The sequence below is a fragment of the Pantoea cypripedii genome, from assembly GCF_011395035.1.
Taxonomy (GTDB): domain Bacteria; phylum Pseudomonadota; class Gammaproteobacteria; order Enterobacterales; family Enterobacteriaceae; genus Pantoea; species Pantoea cypripedii_A.
In genome coordinates this window covers 52,312-72,607 of sequence record NZ_CP024768.1, presented here as the reverse complement: position 1 = coordinate 72,607, position 20,296 = coordinate 52,312, and the positions used below count along the sequence as shown (strand labels likewise).

Here is a 20,296-nt window from a genome sequence, read left to right as displayed (position 1 = left end):
CGTGTTCCCCGACAGAAAAAATTGATCAAACCCCAGGAAATGAAATCACCCCAAATAAAAAAGACCCCGCAAGGAGTCTTTTTTTATGACACGAATAACTAAAAAGAGTCATTAATTAATGATATTCAGTGTAACGTCAATATTGCCGCGTGTAGCATTAGAATATGGACAAACGATATGCGCAGCATCCACCAGTTTCTGTGCTTCCGCAGCGTCCATACCCGGCAGATTAATATTCAGTGTCACCTGAATGCCGAAACCATTCGGGATCGGACCGATACCCACTTCACCTTCAATAAACGCATCTTTAGCAATGGCGAATTTGTCGCGCGCTGCGACAAATTTCATCGCGCCGAGGAAACAAGCGGAATAACCGGCTGCGAACAGCTGCTCCGGGTTGGTCACCTCACCGCCCGCGCCGCCCATCTCTTTTGGCACACCCAGTTTCACATCCAGCACACCATCAGAAGAGGTCGCACGACCATCACGGCCACCGGTGGCTTTGGCTTTTGCGGTATAAACAACTTTCTCTAAAGACATGATAACCTCACTAATTCGCTATATGATCGCGTGCTATTTATATAACAGCACCAGTTCAAAAGATGCGCGATAAATCGCGCCGCTACGAAACTGTCGGGGAATTGCTTCGCCCCGACTATTTTTACTTAGCGCGATTTAGATTATCGCGCAAATCGTCCAGCTGATTTTTCAGCGCCAGCAGCTGGTCATCATCACAGGCTGAGGCACATTTGATCGCTTCCGGGATGGATTCCGCTTTCTGGCGTAAGGCGCGACCCGCATCCGTCAACGTGACCACCACCTGGCGTTCATCCTGACGCGAACGGGCACGACGCAGCAGCCCGGCGCTTTCCAGCCGTTTCAGCAATGGCGTCAGGGTGGCGGAATCGAGGAAAAGCTGCTCGCCAATCTCGGACACCGTCAGATCGTCCTGAGTCCACAGCACCAGCATCACCAGATATTGCGGGTAGGTGATTTCCAGCTGCGCCAGCAGTTGCCGGTACACTTTATGCATCGCCAGATTCGCCGAATACAGGGCGAAACAGAGATGCTGATCGAGCTGGAGTGGCGTCTGCGACACTTTTTTGTCATCTTGGTTACTGTTCATGCCAACTAATATAGATAGCGCGCTAGACAATTGCAAGCTACTTTTTCCCGGAGAACACAATATGCGGGATTCACTGGAAGATCAGGCGCGCCGCTATGCCACCCGGGCCCATGCTGCCGCCGGACAGCGTCGTAAATATACTGACGAGCCTTATATCGTCCATCCGGCAGCGGTCGCGGAGCTGGTGCGCAGCGTCACTGATGACGAGGCGATGCTGGCTGCTGCCTGGTTGCATGACACGGTAGAAGATACACCCAGCACATTACAGGATATTGAAAGCCACTTCGGCCCGCGCGTGGCTGAACTGGTGGATATGTTGACTGACAGCGCCCAGCCACAGGCGAAAAACCGCACCGCCCGTAAGCTGGCGCACTTCCGCCATACCGCGCAGGCCTCACCCGAGGCGCAAACCATCAAACTGGCTGACATCATCGATAACACCCGCTCCATCGTGCAATTTGATCCTCATTTCGCCCGCGTTTACCTGGTGGAGAAGCAGGTGCAGATTCAGTTGTTAAATGAAGGCGATAAGCGTTTGTGGCAGCAGGCGGATAACATGATTCGCCAGGGGATTGCCCAGCTGGCGCAGCCACCACACAGCGTACCGGAGAGTTGGTTTGTCAAACAGGCGGCCAAATACGGGGGTTTAAGTTAAAAAAAACCCGCCGTGATGGCGGGTCAGAACCGAATAGTCGGTGTTACTCAAGTAATTGTCGACCCAGATACGGATTGGCCTGCAACAGCTTCATCAATTTACGTGCCGTAGCGGAAGGGCGCGTGCGTTGCGCCTCCCAGCTTTTCACTGACGAGACGCTCACCCCCATCACGCGGGCGAATTCATCCACCTGCATGCCGGTCATCTCTCGTAAACGCTGCGGCTCGGGAACTGACGCCTTGTGAAGGGCGATTTCAGATACAGAAGGCTGTGCATCACGTGTCAAAACAATCTGTTCAAGACTACTAAGTAACTCGACCATTGGATCTTTTATTTCCATAGAGAACTCCTTAAAACTCACTATGAATCACGTGAAAGTAGAGAGGTAAAGCGTCCGCAGACGCTGAAACCGGCCAGTTCAGGCTGCATCCCGCAACGGTTTAAGACGAATTTTTATGAAACCGTTACGGGACACAGCCTGGGTGCACACTGCAAAAGATGCCAGGGCAATGCAACAATTGACCGGGTTTCTAAGTATGGGTCAGAACCCCGGCTTTGCTGCCATATTCCTGATTATTTTTTAATCTTAATTATAGCTTAACAGGTTTAATCACCATAAGTAGCTGTCCTGCCTGCACTTGCTGCCCGACCTGTCGTTGCAGGCTATGGATTTTTCCGCTGACTGGCGCGACGATCGGGATTTCCATCTTCATTGATTCGAGAATGCCAACGGTGGCTCCCGCTTCAATGTCACTGCCTGGTGCCACCAGCCACTGCCAGACGCTACCTGCCACCTGGCTCTCCACACCACAACAGTCGGCGGGGATGCTGGTTTCCTCACTGCTCTGCTCCGGCAGCTGGCTATCAAAGGTAAACTGCCCCTCGGCACGCCAGCGTGCCAGTTCGCTGTCAAACGCCTGCTGACGCTGCTGCTGGAAGTGAGAAATCTCGTCGGCCTGCTGCGTCAGTAACGCCTGATAATCGGCGAGGCGGAATTCTCCCTCCTCGATCCGCAGCGGATGATCCCCCCACGGAAAACGTTCACGAATTTGTAGCAGCTCGTCGGCGCTCACCGGATAGAAACGGATCTGGTCGAAAAAACGCAGCAGCCAGGGTTGGGTGAACACTGACGTCTGACGGTCACGGTTCCACATCTGCAGGGTACGTCCGACAAACTGATAACCGCCCGGCCCTTCCATGCCGTACACGCACAGATAAGCGCCACCGATCCCCACCGAGTTCTCCGCCGTCCAGGTACGCGCCGGATTGTATTTGGTCGTCACTAAGCGATGACGTGGATCGAGCGGCGTGGCAACCGGTGCACCGAGATAGACATCGCCCAGTCCCATCACCAGATAGGCGGCGCTGAACAGAATGTCTTTCACCGCCTCAACACTATCCAGCCCGTTGATACGACGGATAAATTCAATATTGCTCGGACACCAGGGTGCATTGGGTCGGACAGACTGGCTATAGCGTTGAATCGCCACACGGCAGGCTTCATCATCCCAGCTGAGCGGCAGCCACAATGTACGCGAAGGGACAGCCGCATCCGCTAAGGTTCCCAGTAACTTATCAGCGTGCAAAATCTGCGCCAGAAGCTCACTTCTTGTACAGGCCTGCGCGTCATAATGAATCTGCAATGAGCGGATGCCGGGCGTCAGTTCCAGCCGACCCGGCAGCGGATGCGCCTCCAGCCATTGCATCAGTGCATGGACGCGGAAACGCAGCGCGATATCTAACAGAAGATCGCCATATTCCACCAACAGAAAACGGTCACCGGCGGCGCGCACGCACAGCGATGGCAGCCCTGCCGCTGCTGCATGTTGGTGCAACACCGGATCAATCAGGGGCAGCGCTGCGCTTACGCTCAGTGGTTGCGCCTGCAGCGTGGCAATCTCCTCACGCTGCGCCTGCGCCAGTTGATCGGCCGTGGTCAGATCGATCGGCACAAACTGCACCCGATCGCCCGCTTTCAGCTGGCCGAGCTTCCACAGATCGGCCTCGGCAACCGTGGCCGGACAAACAAAACCACCGAGCGACGGCCCATCCGGTCCGAGGATTACCGGCATATCGCCGGTAAAATCGACGGTGCCAAACGCATAGGCGTTGTCATGGATATTGGAGGGATGCATCCCCGCCTCGCCGCCATCGCTCCGCGCCCAGGTGGGTTTTGGGCCAATCAGGCGGATGCCAGTGCGGCTGGAGTTGTAGTGCACCTGCCATTCGGCGGCGAAGAACTCGCTGATATCGTTATCGGTAAAGAAAGTGGGTGCACCGTGCGGTCCATAAATCACCCGCAACTGCCAGCTGCCGTTGAGTTGCGGCAGCAACGCCGCTGGCAACGCGGCCTCCGGCAATTGCGCAGGGGCAGCGAGGTGCAGCACATCCCCGGCGCGCAGCGCCCGTCCGGCATGGCCACCAAATTTGCCCAGCGTAAAGGTACTGCGGCTGCCGAGATAACGCGGCGTATCCAGCCCACCCGCCAGCAGCAGGTAGCTGCGGCTGCCGTCCTGTACTTCCCCCAGCGTCAGAGTTTGCCCGGCCTGAGCGCTGACAATCTGGTTCATCTCAAGCGGTTGCAGATCAAGCTGGGCCACCAGCGGCGCGCCGGTCAGCACGAAGCTACAGGCCTGATTAAAACGTAACGTCGGGCCACGCAAGGTAATTTCCAGACCCGCAGCCTGGGGATCATTCCCCAGCAGACGGTTGCCGAGCTGGAAGGCGCGGCTGTCGAACGGCCCGGAGGGGGGTACGCCGACATGCCAGTAACCGGTGCGGCCCGGTGCATCCTGCACCGTGGTCAGGGTGCCGCCGCTGATAATATCCAGCGTCGGCGGTTGCCACTGTACGCCCCCGAGGGTGGCGGTGATAATACGTCCCTGCTGCACTTCTGCCTGGGTCAGTAAATGGCGCAGCCACAGCAGATTGGTTTCGATGCCGTACAATTCCGTGGCATCCAGCGCCTGCGTCAGCCCGGCCAGCGCCAGGGCGCGATCCGCCCCATGCACAATCACTTTCGCCAGCATCGGATCGTAAAACGGGGAGACCTCCATGCCACTTTCAACGCTGCTGTCGACCCGCAGGGTGGCCGCTGCCAGTTCCGCCGGAAAGGCGACATGACTGAGCAGACCGGCGCTCGGCTGGAACTGCTTCGCCGGATCTTCCGCATACAAACGCACCTGAATCGCATGGCCGGTTGCCACCCGTGGCAAACTGGCGAGCGACGGCAGCGTCTGCTGCGCCAGCTCCACCATCCAGCGCACCAGATCCACGCCGTACACCATTTCGGTCACGCCGTGTTCCACCTGCAAACGGGTGTTGACTTCGAGGAACCAGAACTGCTGGCTGCCTTCGTCATAAACATATTCCACCGTACCGGCGCTGCGGTACTGCACCGCACGTCCCAGCCGTACCGCTGTCGCCTGCAATTCCGCGCGTACTGCGTCACTCAGGCCGGGGGCTGGGGTTTCTTCCATCACTTTCTGATTACGGCGCTGTGCCGAGCAATCACGCTCGCCGAGCGCAATCACCTCACCCACTCCATCACCAAAGATCTGTACTTCGATATGGCGCGCTCTGGCGATAAATTTCTCTAAAAAGACGCCATCGTCGGCGAAATTATTGCCTGCCAGGCGTTTTACGCGCGTAAAGGCATCGGCCAGTTGCTGCGCATCATCGCAACGCTGCATGCCAATGCCGCCACCGCCTGCGGTGCTTTTCAGCATCACCGGATAGCCGATGTCGAGCGCGGCAGCCTGCGCCTGTTCCAGCGACGTCAGCAGCCCGCTGCCGGGCAGCAGCGGGACATGATTTTCCTGCGCCAGCGCGCGGGCGCGGTGCTTCAGACCAAACGCCGCCATCTGCTGCGCATTCGGCCCGAGAAAATGCAGGCCCGCCGCCTCGCAACGGTTTACAAATTCGGGGTTTTCACTGAGGAAACCGTAACCCGGGTGCAGCGCCTGTGCGCCGCTCTGCGCGGCAATTGCCAGCAGCTTGTCCTGGTTCAGATAAGTATCGCGCACCTGGCCCTCGCCCAGCGACCAGGCTTCATCCGCCAGTCGCACATGGCGCGCGTGGCGATCGGCTTCGGCATACACCGCAATCGCCCTGATATTCATCGCCTGCAAGGTGCGGATAATACGCACCGCAATTGCGCCACGGTTGGCAATCAATACACGCTCAATCATGACTTCTACTCTCTTTCCGGCAGGTCGTCCTGCGCTGGCCTTGACGGCAAATAACGGGTCGTCCCGTTGCGTCAGGAGATCACCACACGTTGACTAAAATCGGCGTCGGGTTGTAACCGTTACAGGGGTTGTTGAGCTGCGGGCAGTTGGAGATCAGCACCAGGATGTTCATCTCCGCCACCATCTCGACATATTTACCCGGCGCTGAAATACCATCGGCAAAGGTCAGCCCGCCTTCGTGCGTCACCGGTACGTTCATAAAAAAGTTGATGTTATGGGTGATATCGCGGCGCGTCAGGCCATATTCGGGGTGTTCCACCACGGCCAGCATCCAGCTGTCACGACAGGCGTGCATATGCCGTTTCTCCAGGTCATAACGCACGGTGTTGCTCTCCGTAGCACAGGCCCCGCCGAGGGTATCGTGGCGGCCACAGGTGTCAGCAACGAGGGTCAGCATCGGACGATCGTCATTGGAACGCAGCACGCTGCCCGCCGTCAGAAACACATTTTGCTGGCCGCGCAGCGTGTCGCTCATGCTGTAGCGCTCAGCCGTATCATCGGCGTTGAAGAACAACGTATCCGCCGCCTGATTGCCTTCCAGATCGGTGATACGCAGCGTCGCGCCTTTTTCGATGCGATACAGCCAGTAATCACCGGCACCAATCTGCTGCTGAAAATGCGCCTCGGCAGGATTCAGTAAACTTTCTTTGATCATCACAACTCTCCCTGCAATTGATAAAGGGCGTTATTACGCAGGCCGCGCTGGTTTTCGGCGCGTTGCAGGCAAATCTCCGGCAGCGGCGCGCGCTGCGCATCGATCTGCAATCCCAGTGGCGGGTACGGATAATCACCTGCCGGGGTGAGCGGATGCGGGCAGGTATGCAACACCACCAGAGTATCCATGGCGAAACGCAGCCGGACCTGCGCCCCGGCAGCACCCTGCTGTTCCCGTTGCAGCGTGCCGTTGTCGTCGGCGCGTACCTGGGCGAAAAAGTTGATGCAGGCGGCCATATCACGCTTGCCGAGACCATATTTCGCCAGCTCCACCAGGAAGCTGTCGTAGCCATTTTGATGGCGCTGATTACGTGCCTGCTGATAATCGCTGGCACCAAAAAGTGCGGCAGTTTGCGGCGCGTTCAGCGTGCCGCACACGCTCTCGTGCCAGCCGAAGCTGTCCGCTTCAATGCCGCAGAAGATGCGCCCCATGTCCGAGTAGAGGCAGTGCCCGGCGGTAAGGCGAAAGGTGTGCTGGCACTTGAGGGTGTCCGGCGCGTTGTAACGCTCCAGCAGGTTTTCCGGGTTGTAAAACAGCATGCCGACATTCGCGCCGCCCGCCACATCGGTGAGGGTCAGCGCAGTGCCGCTGCGCATAACAAACGACCAGTGCGAACCAGCCGGTAACGTTGTCTGGTATGAGGTAGTCATGATTCTCTCCTTCAGGCGACCTGCGATTCCGTCAGCGGCGCATCGGCAGGCCGCTGCCGATCGAGTGGCAGGTCGTAGGTAATGGTTGCACCCCAGGCTTCCGGCGCGTGGGGATCGTGGCGCAGCTTGTCGAAGACCAGCAGACGCGAGGCGAGGCTGAAGCCTTCTTTCAGATCGTGGGTGATCATGAAGATGGTCAGACCATGCTGCTGCCACAACTGGGTAATCAGCTGATGCATCTCGCTGCGGATACCGGGATCGAGCGCGCCAAAGGGTTCATCCAGCAGCAGAATGCGCGGTCGCTTCATCAGCGCCTGCGCCAGTGCCAGTCGCTGTTGCATCCCGCCGGACAGCTGATGCGGATACTTGCTTTGCGCATGTTCGAGGCCCACCTGCGCCAGCATCGCCTGCGCGCGCTGGCGGATGGCCTGACGTTTGCGTCCCCAGACGCGTCCCAGCCAACGTGCGGTGCTGAACTCTTCCGCCAGCATCACGTTGCCCAGCACCGTCAGATGCGGGAACACCGAGTAGCGCTGAAACACCACACCACGGTGGGCATCGGGTTCATCGGGGATCGGTTCACCATCCAGCAGCAGTGCGCCTTTGGTCGGGGCTTCGGTGCCGAGCAGCATATTGAGAAAGGTGGTTTTGCCGCAGCCGGACGCGCCGACAATCGCCACAAATTCTCCCTCTTCCACGCTGATGTTCAGACGCTCCAGCACCACCTGCTGACCATAGTGCTTCTCAAGGTTTTTCAGTTGCAGTAAGGGCATGCGGTACTCCTTATTTGGCGTAATACCACGGCCAGCAGCGACGGCTAATCAGCCGCAGCAGCAGGTCGAGGGCAAAGGCCAGCAGGGTAATCCAGGCGACGTAAGGCAAAATCACATCCATCGCCAGATAACGACGCATCAGGAAGATGCGGTAACCCAGTCCTTCGGTGGCAACGATGGCTTCCGCAGCGATCAGGAACAGCCACGCTGAGCTGAGTGACAGGCGCACCGCATCGAACAGACGCGGCATCAGCTGTGGCAGGATCACCCGCCACAAAATCTGTGCGCTATTGCCGCCCAGCGTCTGCGCCTTCACCAGCTGCTCACGCGGGATTTTCTCCACCTGGAGTTGTAAATCACGGGCAATCAACGGGGTGATGCCGATGACAATCAGCACCACTTTCGACACTTCACCGAGGCCAAAGCAGATAAACAGAATCGGCAGAATCGCCAGCGGCGGCACCAGGGCGAACAGCGTCACCAGCGGAGCCAGCACCGCACGCACCACCGGCAACGCACCGGTGAACAGACCAATCGCCAGCGCCAGCATGGCGCTGATTAACACGCCGCTCAGCAGACGCATCAGGCTGGCGGCGGTGTCGGTCCACAGCAGATACTCCCCGGTACGCGGGCTGGGCTGAAACGCCATCCGGTTGATGGCGTCACCCATGGCGTTGAACCCCGGCAGCAACTTATCCGCCGCGTTGAGGCTCAGACGCGCATCCGACGCGAACAGATACACCAGCAGCAACGCCAGCAGCGGCAGCACACCGAGCAACAGGCGGCCCATCGGCAGCGGTTGATAGTTAATCAGTTTACGCATCGGCTTTGCTCCCGCTTACAGCTGGCCTGCGGCCGCCAGTTTGGTGTAGGTATCGATAAAGCGCAGTTTGATGTTGCCCGCGTTACCCCAGTTACCCGCCGGTGTTTCCACCCCCACCACATCGGCACTCGGCGCAGCCTCGCCCAGCAAGCCATGTTTGAAGGAGAACTCCGCCACCAGCTGCATTGTGGCTTTCAGCTGCGGGCTATCGACGAAATCGAGAGTGGTTTTGCCATCACCGAACAGATGGGTGGCGGCCAGCTGCTGGTCGAAACCGGCGAGGTCGGTGCCGGATGCCTGCGCCATTTGCGTGCGTGCCGCAACTGCGGTCGCACCTGGGCCAGACATGGTTTTCAGGGTTTCATACCAGGCCCCGGTCAGCGCTTTGCCCAGCTGCGGGTACTTCTTCAGGGTGTTGGTGTTGACCACCAGCAGGTCGAGGATTTCGCCCGGAATCTGCGCCGAGGAGAAGATCAGATGGCTGTTCGGCACTTTCTTCGCCTCTGCCAGCAGTGGGTTCCAGGTAACAATTGAGTTGACGTCTGGCGTGCCAAAAGCCGCCACCAGATCGGCATCGGCGGTGTTGACCACTTTGACATCTTTTTCGCTCATGCCGGATTTCTCCAGCGCCCGCGCCAGCAGGTAATGGGATACCGACAGTTGCACCAGATTGATCGGTTTGCCTTTCAGCGCCGCCACACTATCCGCGCCTTTCAGCAGGATGCCGTCGTTGCCGTTGGAATAGTCGCCGACGATCAGCGCGGTGCTGTCGACACCGCCGGTGGCCGGAATGGTCAGCGCATCCATGTTGGTCATGGTGCAGCCATCAAAGCCGCCTGCGGTGTATTGGTTGACCGACTCGATATAGTCGTTGACCTGCACAAACTGGATGTCGATGCCGTATTTATCGGCCCATTTTTTGACGATGCCATTCTGCTGGGCGTAATCCCACGGCATCCAGCCTGCATAAATGGACCAGCAAATCTTGAAGGAGGGTTTGGCGGCGGCCAGCGTGTTAACGCTGAACAGCGCGATGGTACAAAGCAACAGCACACGGAGACAGGCTTTGATCATGGTGGTTCCTCTGACGTTAGCGGACGAATAAAAGCAGGAGGCGGCGAGTAACGATCTCGCTTTCCTCCCGGGCTTTTATCCCGCCGTGTAACCGTCAGAGGACGGTCGGTCACTCTCGGACCAGCATCTCGCGATCGGAACCCTAGTGACCCATTGCAAATTGTCTGGCGACATCGGTTACCCGCTATCGCTCCTGCATCTGGCTAAAGTCAGGCAAGAAAAGTGCCAATGTTTTATTTAATTGAAAAACAAAGAATTTTATAAAAAACACCGCCCCAGTCTGCACGATTCTGCACAGCGGTGCAGCAGCCGCGCACCAACATGACGCAGGCCGCTCAGGCCCAGGTTGATGAACTTCTCAGTTTTTACCTGGCACGAAAAAAAGTTTTACTTAACGATCATAGGGTTATTCCTGAATCCTTCTTGCTCCTTCTGAACCAATTAAATATTGGTTCGCTTCTTGCCTAAGCTGAGAACAGCCTTCGCATAACTCACGCACAGGTTGTAGCGGCGCGATTTATCGCGCGCCTTTTAACAAACAGCGCGATAAATCGCGCCGCTACAAGTTCGTGCAAGCCATCGCTTATCTGACAGACATTAGGCTTTACGTGATTCCAATTGATGAATAAACAGGCGAACCAATCATGAGTGACACGCCAAAATCTGCCATCAACTCCAGCTCGGCGCTGGAGCAATTACGCCAGCTGATTCAGCAGCAGGAACACACGCCCGATCGCGCGTTGCCGACCGAGCGCGAGCTGGCCGAACGCTTTGGCGTGGGCCGTCGTGAAATCCGCCGCGCGCTGGATGTGCTGGAAGAAGAGGGCCGCATCTGGCGTAAACAAGGCAAAGGTACCTTTGTCGGCCCGGCCGCCCCGGTACAGCCGCTGGTGCTGCACGATTTGCCGCAGCAGTCGAACCTGCTGGAGGTGATGGAAGCGCGTCTGCAACTGGAGCCTGGGCTGGCACGTCTCGCCGCACTGCGCGCCAGCAAAGAACAAATCGCCCTGATGAAACGCCTGATTGAACGCATGCAGGGCATTGTCGCGCCAGAAGATGGCGACCAGCACGAGCTGTGGGACAGCGCCTTTCACCGCGCCATCGCGGAAGCCGCCGGGAATCGCCTGATGCTCGGCCTGTTTGAAGCCGTCGATGCGGTGCGCCGCGACCCCGGCTGGCAGCATCTGCGCGAACAGGCTCGCACCCCGGCACGCCTCGATACCTACGACAACCATCACCAGCGCCTGCTGGACCATATCGCCAATCGCCAGCCCCATGAGGCGGCAGCGGCGATGCGTGAGCATCTGCTGGCGCTGCAACAGGCGCTGATGGAAACCCTGTATGCCAGCCACGAGGAGACGCCATGACGGCCCAACCTGTTTTGTCGGTCAGCAATTTGCGCGTGCAGTTTCGCGGTTCGCCGGTCACGGTGATCGACGACATCTCCCTGACGCTGCACACCGGGGAAACCCTGGCGCTGGTCGGCGAATCCGGCTGCGGCAAAAGCATCACCTCGCTGACGCTGATGGGCCTGCAACCGGGCAGTGCGCAGATTTTGCAGGGCGAGATGCAGTTTGATGGCCGCGATTTGCGCACGCTGAGCGCCGGTGACTATGCCAGCCTGCGCGGCAATCAGCTGGCAATGATTTTTCAGGAGCCAATGACCTCGCTCAATCCGGCCTTCACTCTCGGCGATCAGCTGAGCGAGGCGGTGATGCGCCATCGTAAGGTCAACCGCCGCGCCGCTATGGACACGGCACTGGCCATTCTGCAAAAAGTGCAGATTCCGGCAGCGGAAATGCGTCTGAAGGCTTACCCGCATCAGCTTTCCGGCGGGATGCGCCAGCGCGTGATGATCGCCATGGCGCTGATTAACCAGCCCAAACTGTTGATCGCCGATGAACCCACCACCGCGCTCGACGTCACCATTCAGGCACAGATCCTCGATCTGCTGAATACGCTGAAGCAGGAAACCGGCACCGCGGTACTGATGATCACGCACGATCTTGGCGTGGTCGCAGAAGTCGCGCAGCGCGTGGCGGTGATGTACGCCGGCCAGGTGGTGGAGAGCGGAACCGTGGCAGAGATTTTCAACGATCCGCAGCATCCCTACACCATTGGGCTGATGGGGTCGATTCCCAGCCTGAGCGCACGCAGCGGCGCACTGGCGACCATTCCCGGATCGGTGCCGCTGCCGGAGAGCATGCCCGCCGGTTGTCGCTTTGCCACCCGCTGCCCGTTTGCAGAAACGCGCTGTCATCAGCACCGCCCGGCGCTACGCGCGCTGACGCCGGAACATCAGGTGGCCTGTTTTCGTGCCCCGCTGGAACAGCACGTTACGCTGGGAGAGATCGCATGAAACCGATTTTAGAATGTCGCGATTTAAGCAAAACCTTCAATGGTCCCAATCGCCTGTTTAAACGCAACCGTGGCGTCACGGCGGTGGATCGCGTGTCACTGCAGGTGATGCCGGGAGAAACCCTGGCGATTGTCGGCGAGTCCGGTTCCGGTAAATCGACGCTGGGCCGTCTGTTGCTGCGTTTGCTGGCGGCCAGTGCCGGAGACGTGATGTACCAGGGGGAAAGCATCACCCACGCCAGCGGCACGCGCCTCAACCAGCTGCGCCGTGAATTGCAGATTATCTTTCAGGACCCCTTCGCCTCCCTCAACCCCCGTATGACGGTGCAACAGATTGTCGGCGAGCCGCTGTGGCTGCACGACAAACTGAACCGTGAAGCACGCCATGCGCGGGTGGCGGAGCTGCTGCACACCGTCGGCCTGCCCGCCGCCTGGGCAGAACGCTATCCGCACGAGTTTTCCGGCGGCCAGCGTCAGCGTATCGGCATTGCCCGCGCCCTCGCCTCACAACCGAAGCTGCTGCTCGGGGATGAGCCGGTGTCCGCGCTGGATGTTTCGGTACAGGCGCAGGTGGTGAACCTGCTGGAAAGCCTGAAGCAGCAGTTTGGCCTGACGATGATTATCGTGGCGCATGGCCTGGCGGTGATTCGCCATATGAGCGACCGCGTGGCGGTGATGTACCTCGGGCAGATTGTCGAACTGGCGACGGTGGACGAAATTTTCGATGCGCCGCTGCATCCCTATACCCAGGCGCTGATTGCCTCCGCGCCCCAAATGCAGCCGGGGGCCAGCCGCACCATTCCGATGTTGCAGGGCGACCTGCCCAATCCGGCCAATCCTCCCACCGGCTGCCGTTTTCATACCCGCTGCCCGTGGGCGACCGCTGAGTGTCGCCAGTTTGAACCCATCAACCAGGTGCTGAGCGGTGGACGACAAATTGCCTGTCACCGCTGGCAGGAGATTAACCGCGACCGTAGCGCAATTGTCATTGCGCCGCCGTCTGCCGCCTTTTTACGTCGCCGCGCGCTGTTTGAGCAGGCGGTCAATCAGCAAGCTTAACCCTCTGGAGATTAGCCGTGAAGAAAGCGTTATTAACTGCCCTAAGTGGTTTGATGTTGCTGGGTGCCAGCGCGCATAGCCACGCCGAAAGCGTGATTCGTATCGGACTGGGTGCCGACCCGGACATGCTCGACCCTCATCTGGCGCGCACCTACTATGGCCGCTTTGTCTTTGCGGCCCTGTGCGACCGGCTGGTTGATGTTGATGAGAACCTGAAAGTGGTGCCAGGCCTCGCCACCGACTGGGCATGGAGTGATGGCGGCAAAACACTGACCATGAATCTGCGCAGTGGCGTCACCTTCCACGACGGCGAAAAATTCGATGCCAACGCGGTGAAATTCAATATCGAGCGCGCGTTGACGCTGCCGGGTTCACTGCGGAAAAGCGAAATCTCCTCGATTGAGAGCGTGGAAGTCAGCGGGCCGATGCAGGTCAAATTCCACCTGAAAACCCCGGATGCGGCGTTACTCAGCCAGCTGACCGACCGCGCTGGCGCGATGCTGGCCCCTGAGGCGGCGAAGAAGCCTGATTTCGCCACCCACCCGGTGTGCTCCGGCCCGTATCAGTTCGAAAGCCGCGTGCAGCAGGACCGCATCGTACTGAAGCGTTTTGATCATTACTGGAACAAAGGCGCCTACCACTTCGACAAAGTGATTTTCCTGCCGATCCCGGATGCCTCGGTACGCCTCGCCAACCTGCGCGCCGGTGACCTCGATCTCACCGAAGGCGTGGCCGCCAGCGACGTGAAAACCGTTGAAGGCGACAGCAAACTGGCGCTGGCGAAAGTCACTGGCCTCGGTTATCAGGGCATCACCTTCAATATCAACAACGGCAAAGTCGATGCCAATAGCCCGCTGAAAGATCCCCGCGTGCGTGAAGCCTTCTCGCTGGCGATTGACCGCGATGCGCTGAATCAGGTGGCGTTTGAAGGCCTGTATACCCCGGCTAATCAGGCGTTTTCTCCGGTCAGCCCGTATCACGTCAATATCCCGACCCCGGCGCGCGATGTGGAGAAAGCCAAAGCGTTGCTGAAGGCGGCAGGCGTCACCACGCCACTCAACGTGACGCTGCTGGTCACCAACAACCCTACCGCGCAGCAGGTGGGTCAGGTGATTCAGGCGATGGTGAGCGAGGCCGGTTTCAACCTCAATCTGCAAATGAGCGAGTTTGCCACCCTGCTGGATCGCCAGCAGCGCGGCGATTACCAGCTCAGTCTGTCTGGCTGGTCCGGTCGTCCCGACCCGGATGGCAGCATTTATTCATTTATTAACAGCAAAGGCACCCTGAACGATGGCCGCTACAGCAATCCGCAGGTGGATGAGTGGCTGAACGCTGCGCGTCTGACCAACGATCAGGCACAACGTCAGGCGTTGTACAACAAGGTGGTGAACCAGCTGCAAACCGATATGCCGATTGCTTACCTCTACTTTGAGCCACGCATCTTTGGCATGACGAAAAAATTGCAGGGCTTTAAAGCCTGGCCGGACGGGCTGGTACGCCTGGCTGGCGTAAGCATGGCGCAGTAAACCGCTAAGGAGCGATGATGCTGGAATTGATTGTTAAACGGCTGCTGCTGGCCATTCCCACCCTGTTGCTGGTGAGCATGATGGTGTTTGCGCTGCAAAAGCTGCTGCCAGGCGACCCGGTGCTGGCAATGGCCGGTGAGGAGCGCGATCCGGCGGTCATCGCTCAGTTGCGTGCCGAGTACCATCTCGACGACCCGATCCCCACGCAATATTTCGCGTGGATTGGCAGCGCGCTAAAGGGCGATCTCGGCGTGTCACTGCGTACCAAAGAGCCAGTGACGGCGTTGATTGCCAGCAAATTGCCGGTCACGCTGGAGCTGTCGCTGCTGGCGATGCTGATTGCGCTGCTGGCAGGCATCAGCATGGGGATTATCGCGGCGGTGCGTAAAGACAGCTGGGTCGATCACACCACCAACTTTGTCGCGCTATCGGGCATCTCGGTGCCCCATTTCTGGCTGGGGATTCTGCTGATCCTGCTGTTTTCGGTGCATCTGCAATGGCTACCGGCGTCAGGTTTTGTGCCGGTCAGCGAAGATATGGCGCAGAACCTGAAAACCCTGCTGCTACCGGCGCTGGTGCTGGGTACGGGCCTCGCCGCCACCCTGATGCGCCATACCCGCGCCTCGATGATCGCGGTGCTGAAAGCGGACTACATCCGTACCGCGCGCGCTAAAGGCCTGCTGGCCCCGAAAGTGGTGCTGAAACACGCCTTCCGCAATGCGCTGATGCCGATCGTCACCCTGACCACCCTGTTGTTTGGTGAACTGCTGGGCGGCGCAGTGCTGACCGAGCAGGTTTTTACCCTGCCCGGCTTCGGCAAGATGATTGTCGATGCGGTGTTTAACCGTGATTACGCCGTGGTGCAAGGCGTGGTGCTGGTGGTTGCCATTGGGTTTCTGCTGCTCAACCTGCTGGCCGACGTGCTCTATCTGTTAATCAACCCGAAAATGCGAGGCTAACCATGAGCGAGGTCTTAACCGCAGGCGCCGTGCCTGCCGTAGCAAAGCCGAGTCGCCGGGTGCTGAAGAAGTTTTTGCGTAATAAAAGCGCGCTGATTGGCGCGGTGATTGTGGTGCTGTTTGTCGCGGTAGCGCTGCTGGCCCCGTGGCTGGCCCCCTCAGATCCCATCAAAGCCAACTTTCTGGCGGTACGCAAAGCGCCGTCGGCGCTGTTCTGGTTCGGCACCGACGAACTGGGACGCGATATTCTGTCGCGTCTGATTTGGGGCGCGCGCACCTCGCTGCTGGCAGGCTGCATTTCGGTGATGATCGCCATCCTGATTGGGGTGCCGCTCGGGCTGATTGCCGGTTACTGGCAGGGCTGGTGCGACGGTATTATTTCACGCTTTATCGAGGCGCTGCTCGCCTGCCCGTTTCTGATTCTGGCGATTGCGCTCGGGGCGTTTCTCGGCCCGAGCCTGTCGAATGCGATGATCGCGATTGGCCTGTCAGCGATGCCGATTTTCGCCCGTCTGACGCGCGGCCAGGTGATCGCCATTCGTCACGAAGAGTATATCGATGGCGCTCGCGCCATCGGTCTGCCGGACCGCTGGATCATCCTGCGTTACGTGCTGCCGAATGTGTTGTCGCCGATTCTGGTACAGGCCACGCTGGCGATTGCGTCGGCGATTATCACCGAAGCCAGCCTGTCGTTTCTCGGCCTCGGCCAGCAACCCCCTTCGCCCTCGTGGGGCGCGATGCTGAATACCGCCAAAGGTTACCTGGAACAGGCACCGTGGATGTCGATTTTTCCCGGCCTGGCCATTTTTCTCACCGTGCAGGGCTTCAACCTGTTGGGCGACGGACTGCGCGACGCGCTCGATCCGCGCAATGACTCACATTAAGGAAAGGTTATGAGTGATTTGGATTACAACGTCAGTTACGCCTCACACCGTGTACCGATGATGGGACGCAACGCCGTCGCCACCTCGCAGCCGCTGGCAGCGCAGGCCGGTATCCGCATGTTGCAGCTGGGCGGCAACGCCGTCGATGCGGCGATTGCCAGCGCTATGGCGCTGACGGTGCTGGAGCCGACCGGTAACGGCCTCGGCAGCGATGCGTTCGCCATTATCTGGGACGGTAAAGAATTGCACGGCCTGAATGCTTCCGGCCGCGCCCCGGCGGCATGGAACCCGGAACGTTTTGCCGGACAGCAAACCATGCCGGAAATCGGCTGGGAGGCCGTCACCGTGCCGGGCGCAGTGTCGGCCTGGGTGGCACTGGCGGAACGCTTTGGCACCCTGCCGCTCACCACGCTGGCGCAACCGGCGATTGAATACGCCCGCGACGGCTTTCCGGTGTCGCCGCTGATTGGGCAGCTATGGCAGCGTGGCTACAACAAACTGAAAGATCAGCCCGGCTTCAGCGCCTGTTTTGCACCGGAAGGCCGCCCGCCGCGTGCCGGTGAGTTGTTCCGCAATCCGGCGCAGGCCGCCACCCTGCAGAAAATCGCTGAAACCAACGGCGAAGCTTTTTATCGCGGCGAACTGGCGCAGCAGATGGCTGCCTTCGCCGCCGAGCACGGTGCCGCACTGACGCTGGACGATCTTAACCATCATCGTGCCGACTGGGTGCAGCTGCTGTCGCAGCCGTTTGCCGGTGGTTCGGTGCAGGAACTGCCGCCCAACGGCCAGGGCATCGCCACCCTGATCGCCCTTGGCATTCTGGAGCATTGGGATATCGGCCGTTACACGCCGGACAGCGTGCCGTGGCTGCACTTGTCGATTGAAGCGATGAAGCTGGCGCTGGTGGATCTGGAGCGTTATGTCACCGATGAAGACCACCTGGAATTCCCGGCGGATTTGCTGCTGAGCGACAGCTACCTGAAACAGCGCGCTGCGCTTATTGACCCGGATAACGCGGGAGACTTTACCTTCGGCGCCCCGCAGCAGAGCGGCACTGTGTATCTTTCGACCGCCGATGCCAGCGGCATGATGGTGTCATTTATTCAGTCCAACTTTATGGGCTTCGGTTCCGGCGTGGTGGTTCCTGACACCGGCATCAGCCTGCAAAACCGTGGCGCGGGTTTCTCACTCGATCCTGCGCATCCGAATGTGGTCGCTGGCGGTAAACGTCCGTTCCATACCATCATCCCGGCGTTTGCGCTGGATGGCGACGGCCAGCCACTGATGTCATTCGGCGTGATGGGGGGGCCGATGCAAGCCCAGGGACATTTGCAGATGGCGCTGCGCATTATGCTGCACAAACAGAACCCGCAGGCGGCGATTGATGCACCGCGCTGGCGTGTGGTGCAGGGGCGAGAAGTGATTGTCGAAGCGGGGATGGATCGTAATGTCCTTGCCGCACTGCGCGCGATGGGCCACAAGATTGCGGTGGAAGATCCGTTGCAGGGTTATAACTTCGGTGGTGCGCAGGTTGTGGTGCGTGACCCGCAGGGGTTTTATATTGCGGCGACCGAGAGCCGGAAGGATGGGCAGGCGTTGGTGTATTAATGCGCTGTTGGCGGCGAGTTGCCTGCAAGCAGCGGTTTGGCCCTGAGAAGGTTCCGCCCGCCAGGCTTTGGGTAGTTTCAGGACCTGTGTGCAGGCGGACGGGCAAAGGTGCGATGGCGCGCACCTTTGCAATCCGCGCCCTGCGGCGTCCTCGCGCAGCGCTGCGCGCTGTCCCCTCGCTTATCACTCAGGCCGAACGGACCACGCGGATTCGCCATCCATGGCTCATGCCGCGCTCTCGCCGCATCCATGCGGCTCGTCCTGGCCTTCCCTCTGCGCTCGGCGCTGCGAATGCCGCCAACACCCCCGCCTGAAAGCCCGTGCTATCTGAGTTGCGCGATAAATCGCGCCGCTACAACAGCGTGCAGTTATTTGTAGCGGCGCGATTTATCGCGCAAAAAGCAATGAAGAAATAAATGGAAAGCAAAAGGCGTGCAGCGGGGGTGTGAGCGCCATCCGAACTCGCTGAGTGCGGGAGCGATTCCAGGATGAGCCGCATGGATGCAGCGAAAGGCGGCGTGTAGCGGCGCGATTTATCGCGCAATAAAGCCGCGAAGCGGCGAGGGAGGCGGCGCAAGGCCGGGGAATGCAAAGGGGGCGGCAGGCCCCCTTTGCTCGGTCGCCGCACGGGCGAACTGAAACTTCAGGTGCCCGAGGCGAACGAAATCACTCCGAAACAAACAAAACCACGCCATGGCGAACATAAAGATAAAGACGTTTTAAACGCACCACAACGCGCCCGTTGTACACCCCAACCCATTGTTCTATCCTTTAGGACCTTTCCCACCGAATTAAATCTATTCCCCGCAACGGAAGCGTGGCGGGGATAAGCCATGATCACTGACAGGAGTTGAAATATGGCGTCAGGAATTTCCCGCATCTGGATGCGTAGCGGCATGTTAATGATTACGTTGCTCGCCGTGCTGCAACTTACCGCCTGTGGCGATAAAGAAGGCGATCAACGCAAAGCCTTTACCGATTTTCTCCAGAACACCGCGATGCGCAGCGGCGAGCATCTGCCCAGCCTGAGCGAAAACCAGAAACAAACCTTCGGTAACTATGCCAGCGATTACGCCATCCTTTATGGCTTCTCTCAGCAGGTCAATCAGGCGGTTGAACAGGGTATGCGCCCGGTCGTTGATGAGCTGGCCGCCATTCGCGTGCCCCAGGATTATCTGACGCGCCGTGACACACTGCGCCAGGCCAGCGGCAATCTCAGCGTACTGACCCAGCAGATTCAGGCCGCCAAAATGCAGGCGGACAGCAGCCACGCCGCACTGAAACAACCGGACGACCTGAAAAAAGTGTATGACAGCGTCTTCACCAAAGTGGTGACGCAACCCGCCAGCACTCTGATGCCACTGCTGCCGCAATTGCAGGCACTGAGCCAGGCCGCAGTCCAGACCGGTGACTACCTGCAATCGCAGGGTACCCGTGTCACCTTTAATAATGGTGGCGTGCAGTTCCCGACCCAGGATCAGGCAACACAGTACAACGCGCTGATGACTACCCTCTCCAGCAATGCGCAGGCGCTGACCCAGGCACAGAATGCCGTACAGAGCGGTTTTCAGTAAAACTTCAGGCGGGTAATCATGGATTACCCGCTTTTCAGACTTTTGTCACTTCCTTACATCCCCCTTTTCTGCATGACCTCCCCCCCGTCATTGTGTGATCTGGCGCATTTTCGACCATAAATTGTTTGTGATCATCATCACATTTATGAAACAAACCACCCCCGGAAAAAAGTGATTATCGTCACATTTATCAGCCTGACTTGGTTAAATATTCGGCATCGTACTTTTCTTACACTGCCTTTTTGTGATCAATATCACCAAA

General features: G+C 58.8%; 18 protein-coding genes and 1 riboswitch. Of the genes, 9 read left to right on the top strand and 9 right to left on the bottom strand.

What is annotated here, in order from left to right; all coding sequences use genetic code 11:
• Positions 1-111: 111 nt before the first annotated feature.
• Both CUN67_RS00360 and CUN67_RS00355 read right to left on the bottom strand, forming a co-directional pair.
• Entirely contained in the window at positions 112-540 is a 429-nt protein-coding gene (locus tag CUN67_RS00360) for an organic hydroperoxide resistance protein (protein WP_084871665.1), read from the bottom strand.
• 121 nt (positions 541-661) lie between these two features.
• Complete coding sequence (locus CUN67_RS00355; protein WP_208713533.1) at positions 662-1,126, bottom strand: MarR family winged helix-turn-helix transcriptional regulator; 465 nt, start codon at positions 1,124-1,126, stop codon at positions 662-664.
• 61 nt (positions 1,127-1,187) lie between these two features.
• On the opposite strand from CUN67_RS00355, the gene CUN67_RS00350 reads away from it, so the two are divergent.
• Positions 1,188-1,781 (top strand): HD domain-containing protein, encoded by a 594-nt coding sequence (locus CUN67_RS00350; protein WP_208713532.1) that lies wholly within the window; start codon positions 1,188-1,190, stop codon positions 1,779-1,781.
• 43 nt (positions 1,782-1,824) lie between these two features.
• On the opposite strand, the gene CUN67_RS00345 is transcribed toward CUN67_RS00350, so the two are convergent.
• The 7 genes from CUN67_RS00345 to CUN67_RS00315 all read right to left on the bottom strand — a co-directional run bounded on the left by CUN67_RS00345 (position 1,825) and on the right by CUN67_RS00315 (position 10,066).
• Entirely contained in the window at positions 1,825-2,121 is a 297-nt protein-coding gene (locus CUN67_RS00345) for an HTH-type transcriptional regulator (protein WP_084871662.1), read from the bottom strand.
• A gap of 250 nt (positions 2,122-2,371) precedes the next feature.
• A complete protein-coding gene (gene uca / locus CUN67_RS00340) occupies positions 2,372-5,971 on the bottom strand; it encodes an urea carboxylase (RefSeq protein WP_208713531.1) in 3,600 nt (1,199 codons plus the stop codon).
• A 79-nt stretch (positions 5,972-6,050) separates the two neighbouring features.
• Positions 6,051-6,686 (bottom strand): urea amidolyase associated protein UAAP2, encoded by a 636-nt coding sequence (locus CUN67_RS00335; RefSeq protein ID WP_208713530.1) that lies wholly within the window; start codon positions 6,684-6,686, stop codon positions 6,051-6,053.
• A complete protein-coding gene (locus CUN67_RS00330; protein WP_208713529.1) occupies positions 6,686-7,396 on the bottom strand; it encodes an urea amidolyase associated protein UAAP1 in 711 nt (236 codons plus the stop codon). The genes CUN67_RS00335 and CUN67_RS00330 overlap by 1 nt, the downstream gene beginning before the upstream one ends.
• An 11-nt stretch (positions 7,397-7,407) precedes the next feature.
• Positions 7,408-8,169 carry an ABC transporter ATP-binding protein gene (locus tag CUN67_RS00325; protein WP_208713528.1) on the bottom strand — a complete coding sequence of 254 codons (762 nt, stop codon included), beginning with the start codon at positions 8,167-8,169 and terminating at the stop codon, positions 7,408-7,410.
• 10 nt (positions 8,170-8,179) lie between these two features.
• Positions 8,180-8,992, bottom strand: a complete 813-nt coding sequence (locus CUN67_RS00320; RefSeq protein WP_084871657.1) for an ABC transporter permease — start codon at positions 8,990-8,992, stop codon at positions 8,180-8,182.
• 15 nt (positions 8,993-9,007) lie between these two features.
• On the bottom strand, positions 9,008-10,066 hold the full coding sequence (locus CUN67_RS00315) for a putative urea ABC transporter substrate-binding protein (protein WP_208713527.1): 1,059 nt from the start codon (positions 10,064-10,066) through the stop codon (positions 9,008-9,010).
• A gap of 62 nt (positions 10,067-10,128) precedes the next feature.
• Positions 10,129-10,223, bottom strand: a riboswitch (guanidine-I (ykkC/yxkD leader).
• Between the two features lie 487 nt (positions 10,224-10,710).
• Between CUN67_RS00315 and CUN67_RS00310 the strand changes: the two genes are divergently transcribed.
• From CUN67_RS00310 to CUN67_RS00275, 8 genes are all read left to right on the top strand, one after another.
• Positions 10,711-11,433, top strand: coding sequence for a FadR/GntR family transcriptional regulator (locus tag CUN67_RS00310; protein WP_208713526.1), 723 nt, complete (start codon positions 10,711-10,713; stop codon positions 11,431-11,433).
• The gene (locus CUN67_RS00305; RefSeq protein ID WP_208713525.1) at positions 11,430-12,425 is read left to right on the top strand and encodes an ABC transporter ATP-binding protein; all 996 of its coding nucleotides are present in this window, start codon (positions 11,430-11,432) and stop codon (positions 12,423-12,425) included. Before CUN67_RS00310 ends, CUN67_RS00305 begins: the two co-directional genes overlap by 4 nt.
• Positions 12,422-13,483 (top strand): ABC transporter ATP-binding protein, encoded by a 1,062-nt coding sequence (locus tag CUN67_RS00300; protein ID WP_208713524.1) that lies wholly within the window; start codon positions 12,422-12,424, stop codon positions 13,481-13,483. Before CUN67_RS00305 ends, CUN67_RS00300 begins: the two co-directional genes overlap by 4 nt.
• A gap of 53 nt (positions 13,484-13,536) precedes the next feature.
• The gene (locus tag CUN67_RS00295) at positions 13,537-15,009 is read left to right on the top strand and encodes an ABC transporter substrate-binding protein (protein ID WP_208717041.1); all 1,473 of its coding nucleotides are present in this window, start codon (positions 13,537-13,539) and stop codon (positions 15,007-15,009) included.
• A 17-nt stretch (positions 15,010-15,026) separates the two neighbouring features.
• Entirely contained in the window at positions 15,027-15,968 is a 942-nt protein-coding gene (locus CUN67_RS00290; protein WP_208717040.1) for an ABC transporter permease, read from the top strand.
• Positions 15,969-15,970: 2 nt separating this feature from the next.
• The gene (locus CUN67_RS00285; RefSeq protein WP_208713523.1) at positions 15,971-16,852 is read left to right on the top strand and encodes an ABC transporter permease; all 882 of its coding nucleotides are present in this window, start codon (positions 15,971-15,973) and stop codon (positions 16,850-16,852) included.
• Between the two features lie 9 nt (positions 16,853-16,861).
• Entirely contained in the window at positions 16,862-18,460 is a 1,599-nt protein-coding gene (locus tag CUN67_RS00280; protein WP_208713522.1) for a gamma-glutamyltransferase family protein, read from the top strand.
• Between the two features lie 857 nt (positions 18,461-19,317).
• Complete coding sequence (locus CUN67_RS00275; protein ID WP_208713521.1) at positions 19,318-20,034, top strand: DUF3053 domain-containing protein; 717 nt, start codon at positions 19,318-19,320, stop codon at positions 20,032-20,034.
• Positions 20,035-20,296 lie beyond the last annotated feature (262 nt).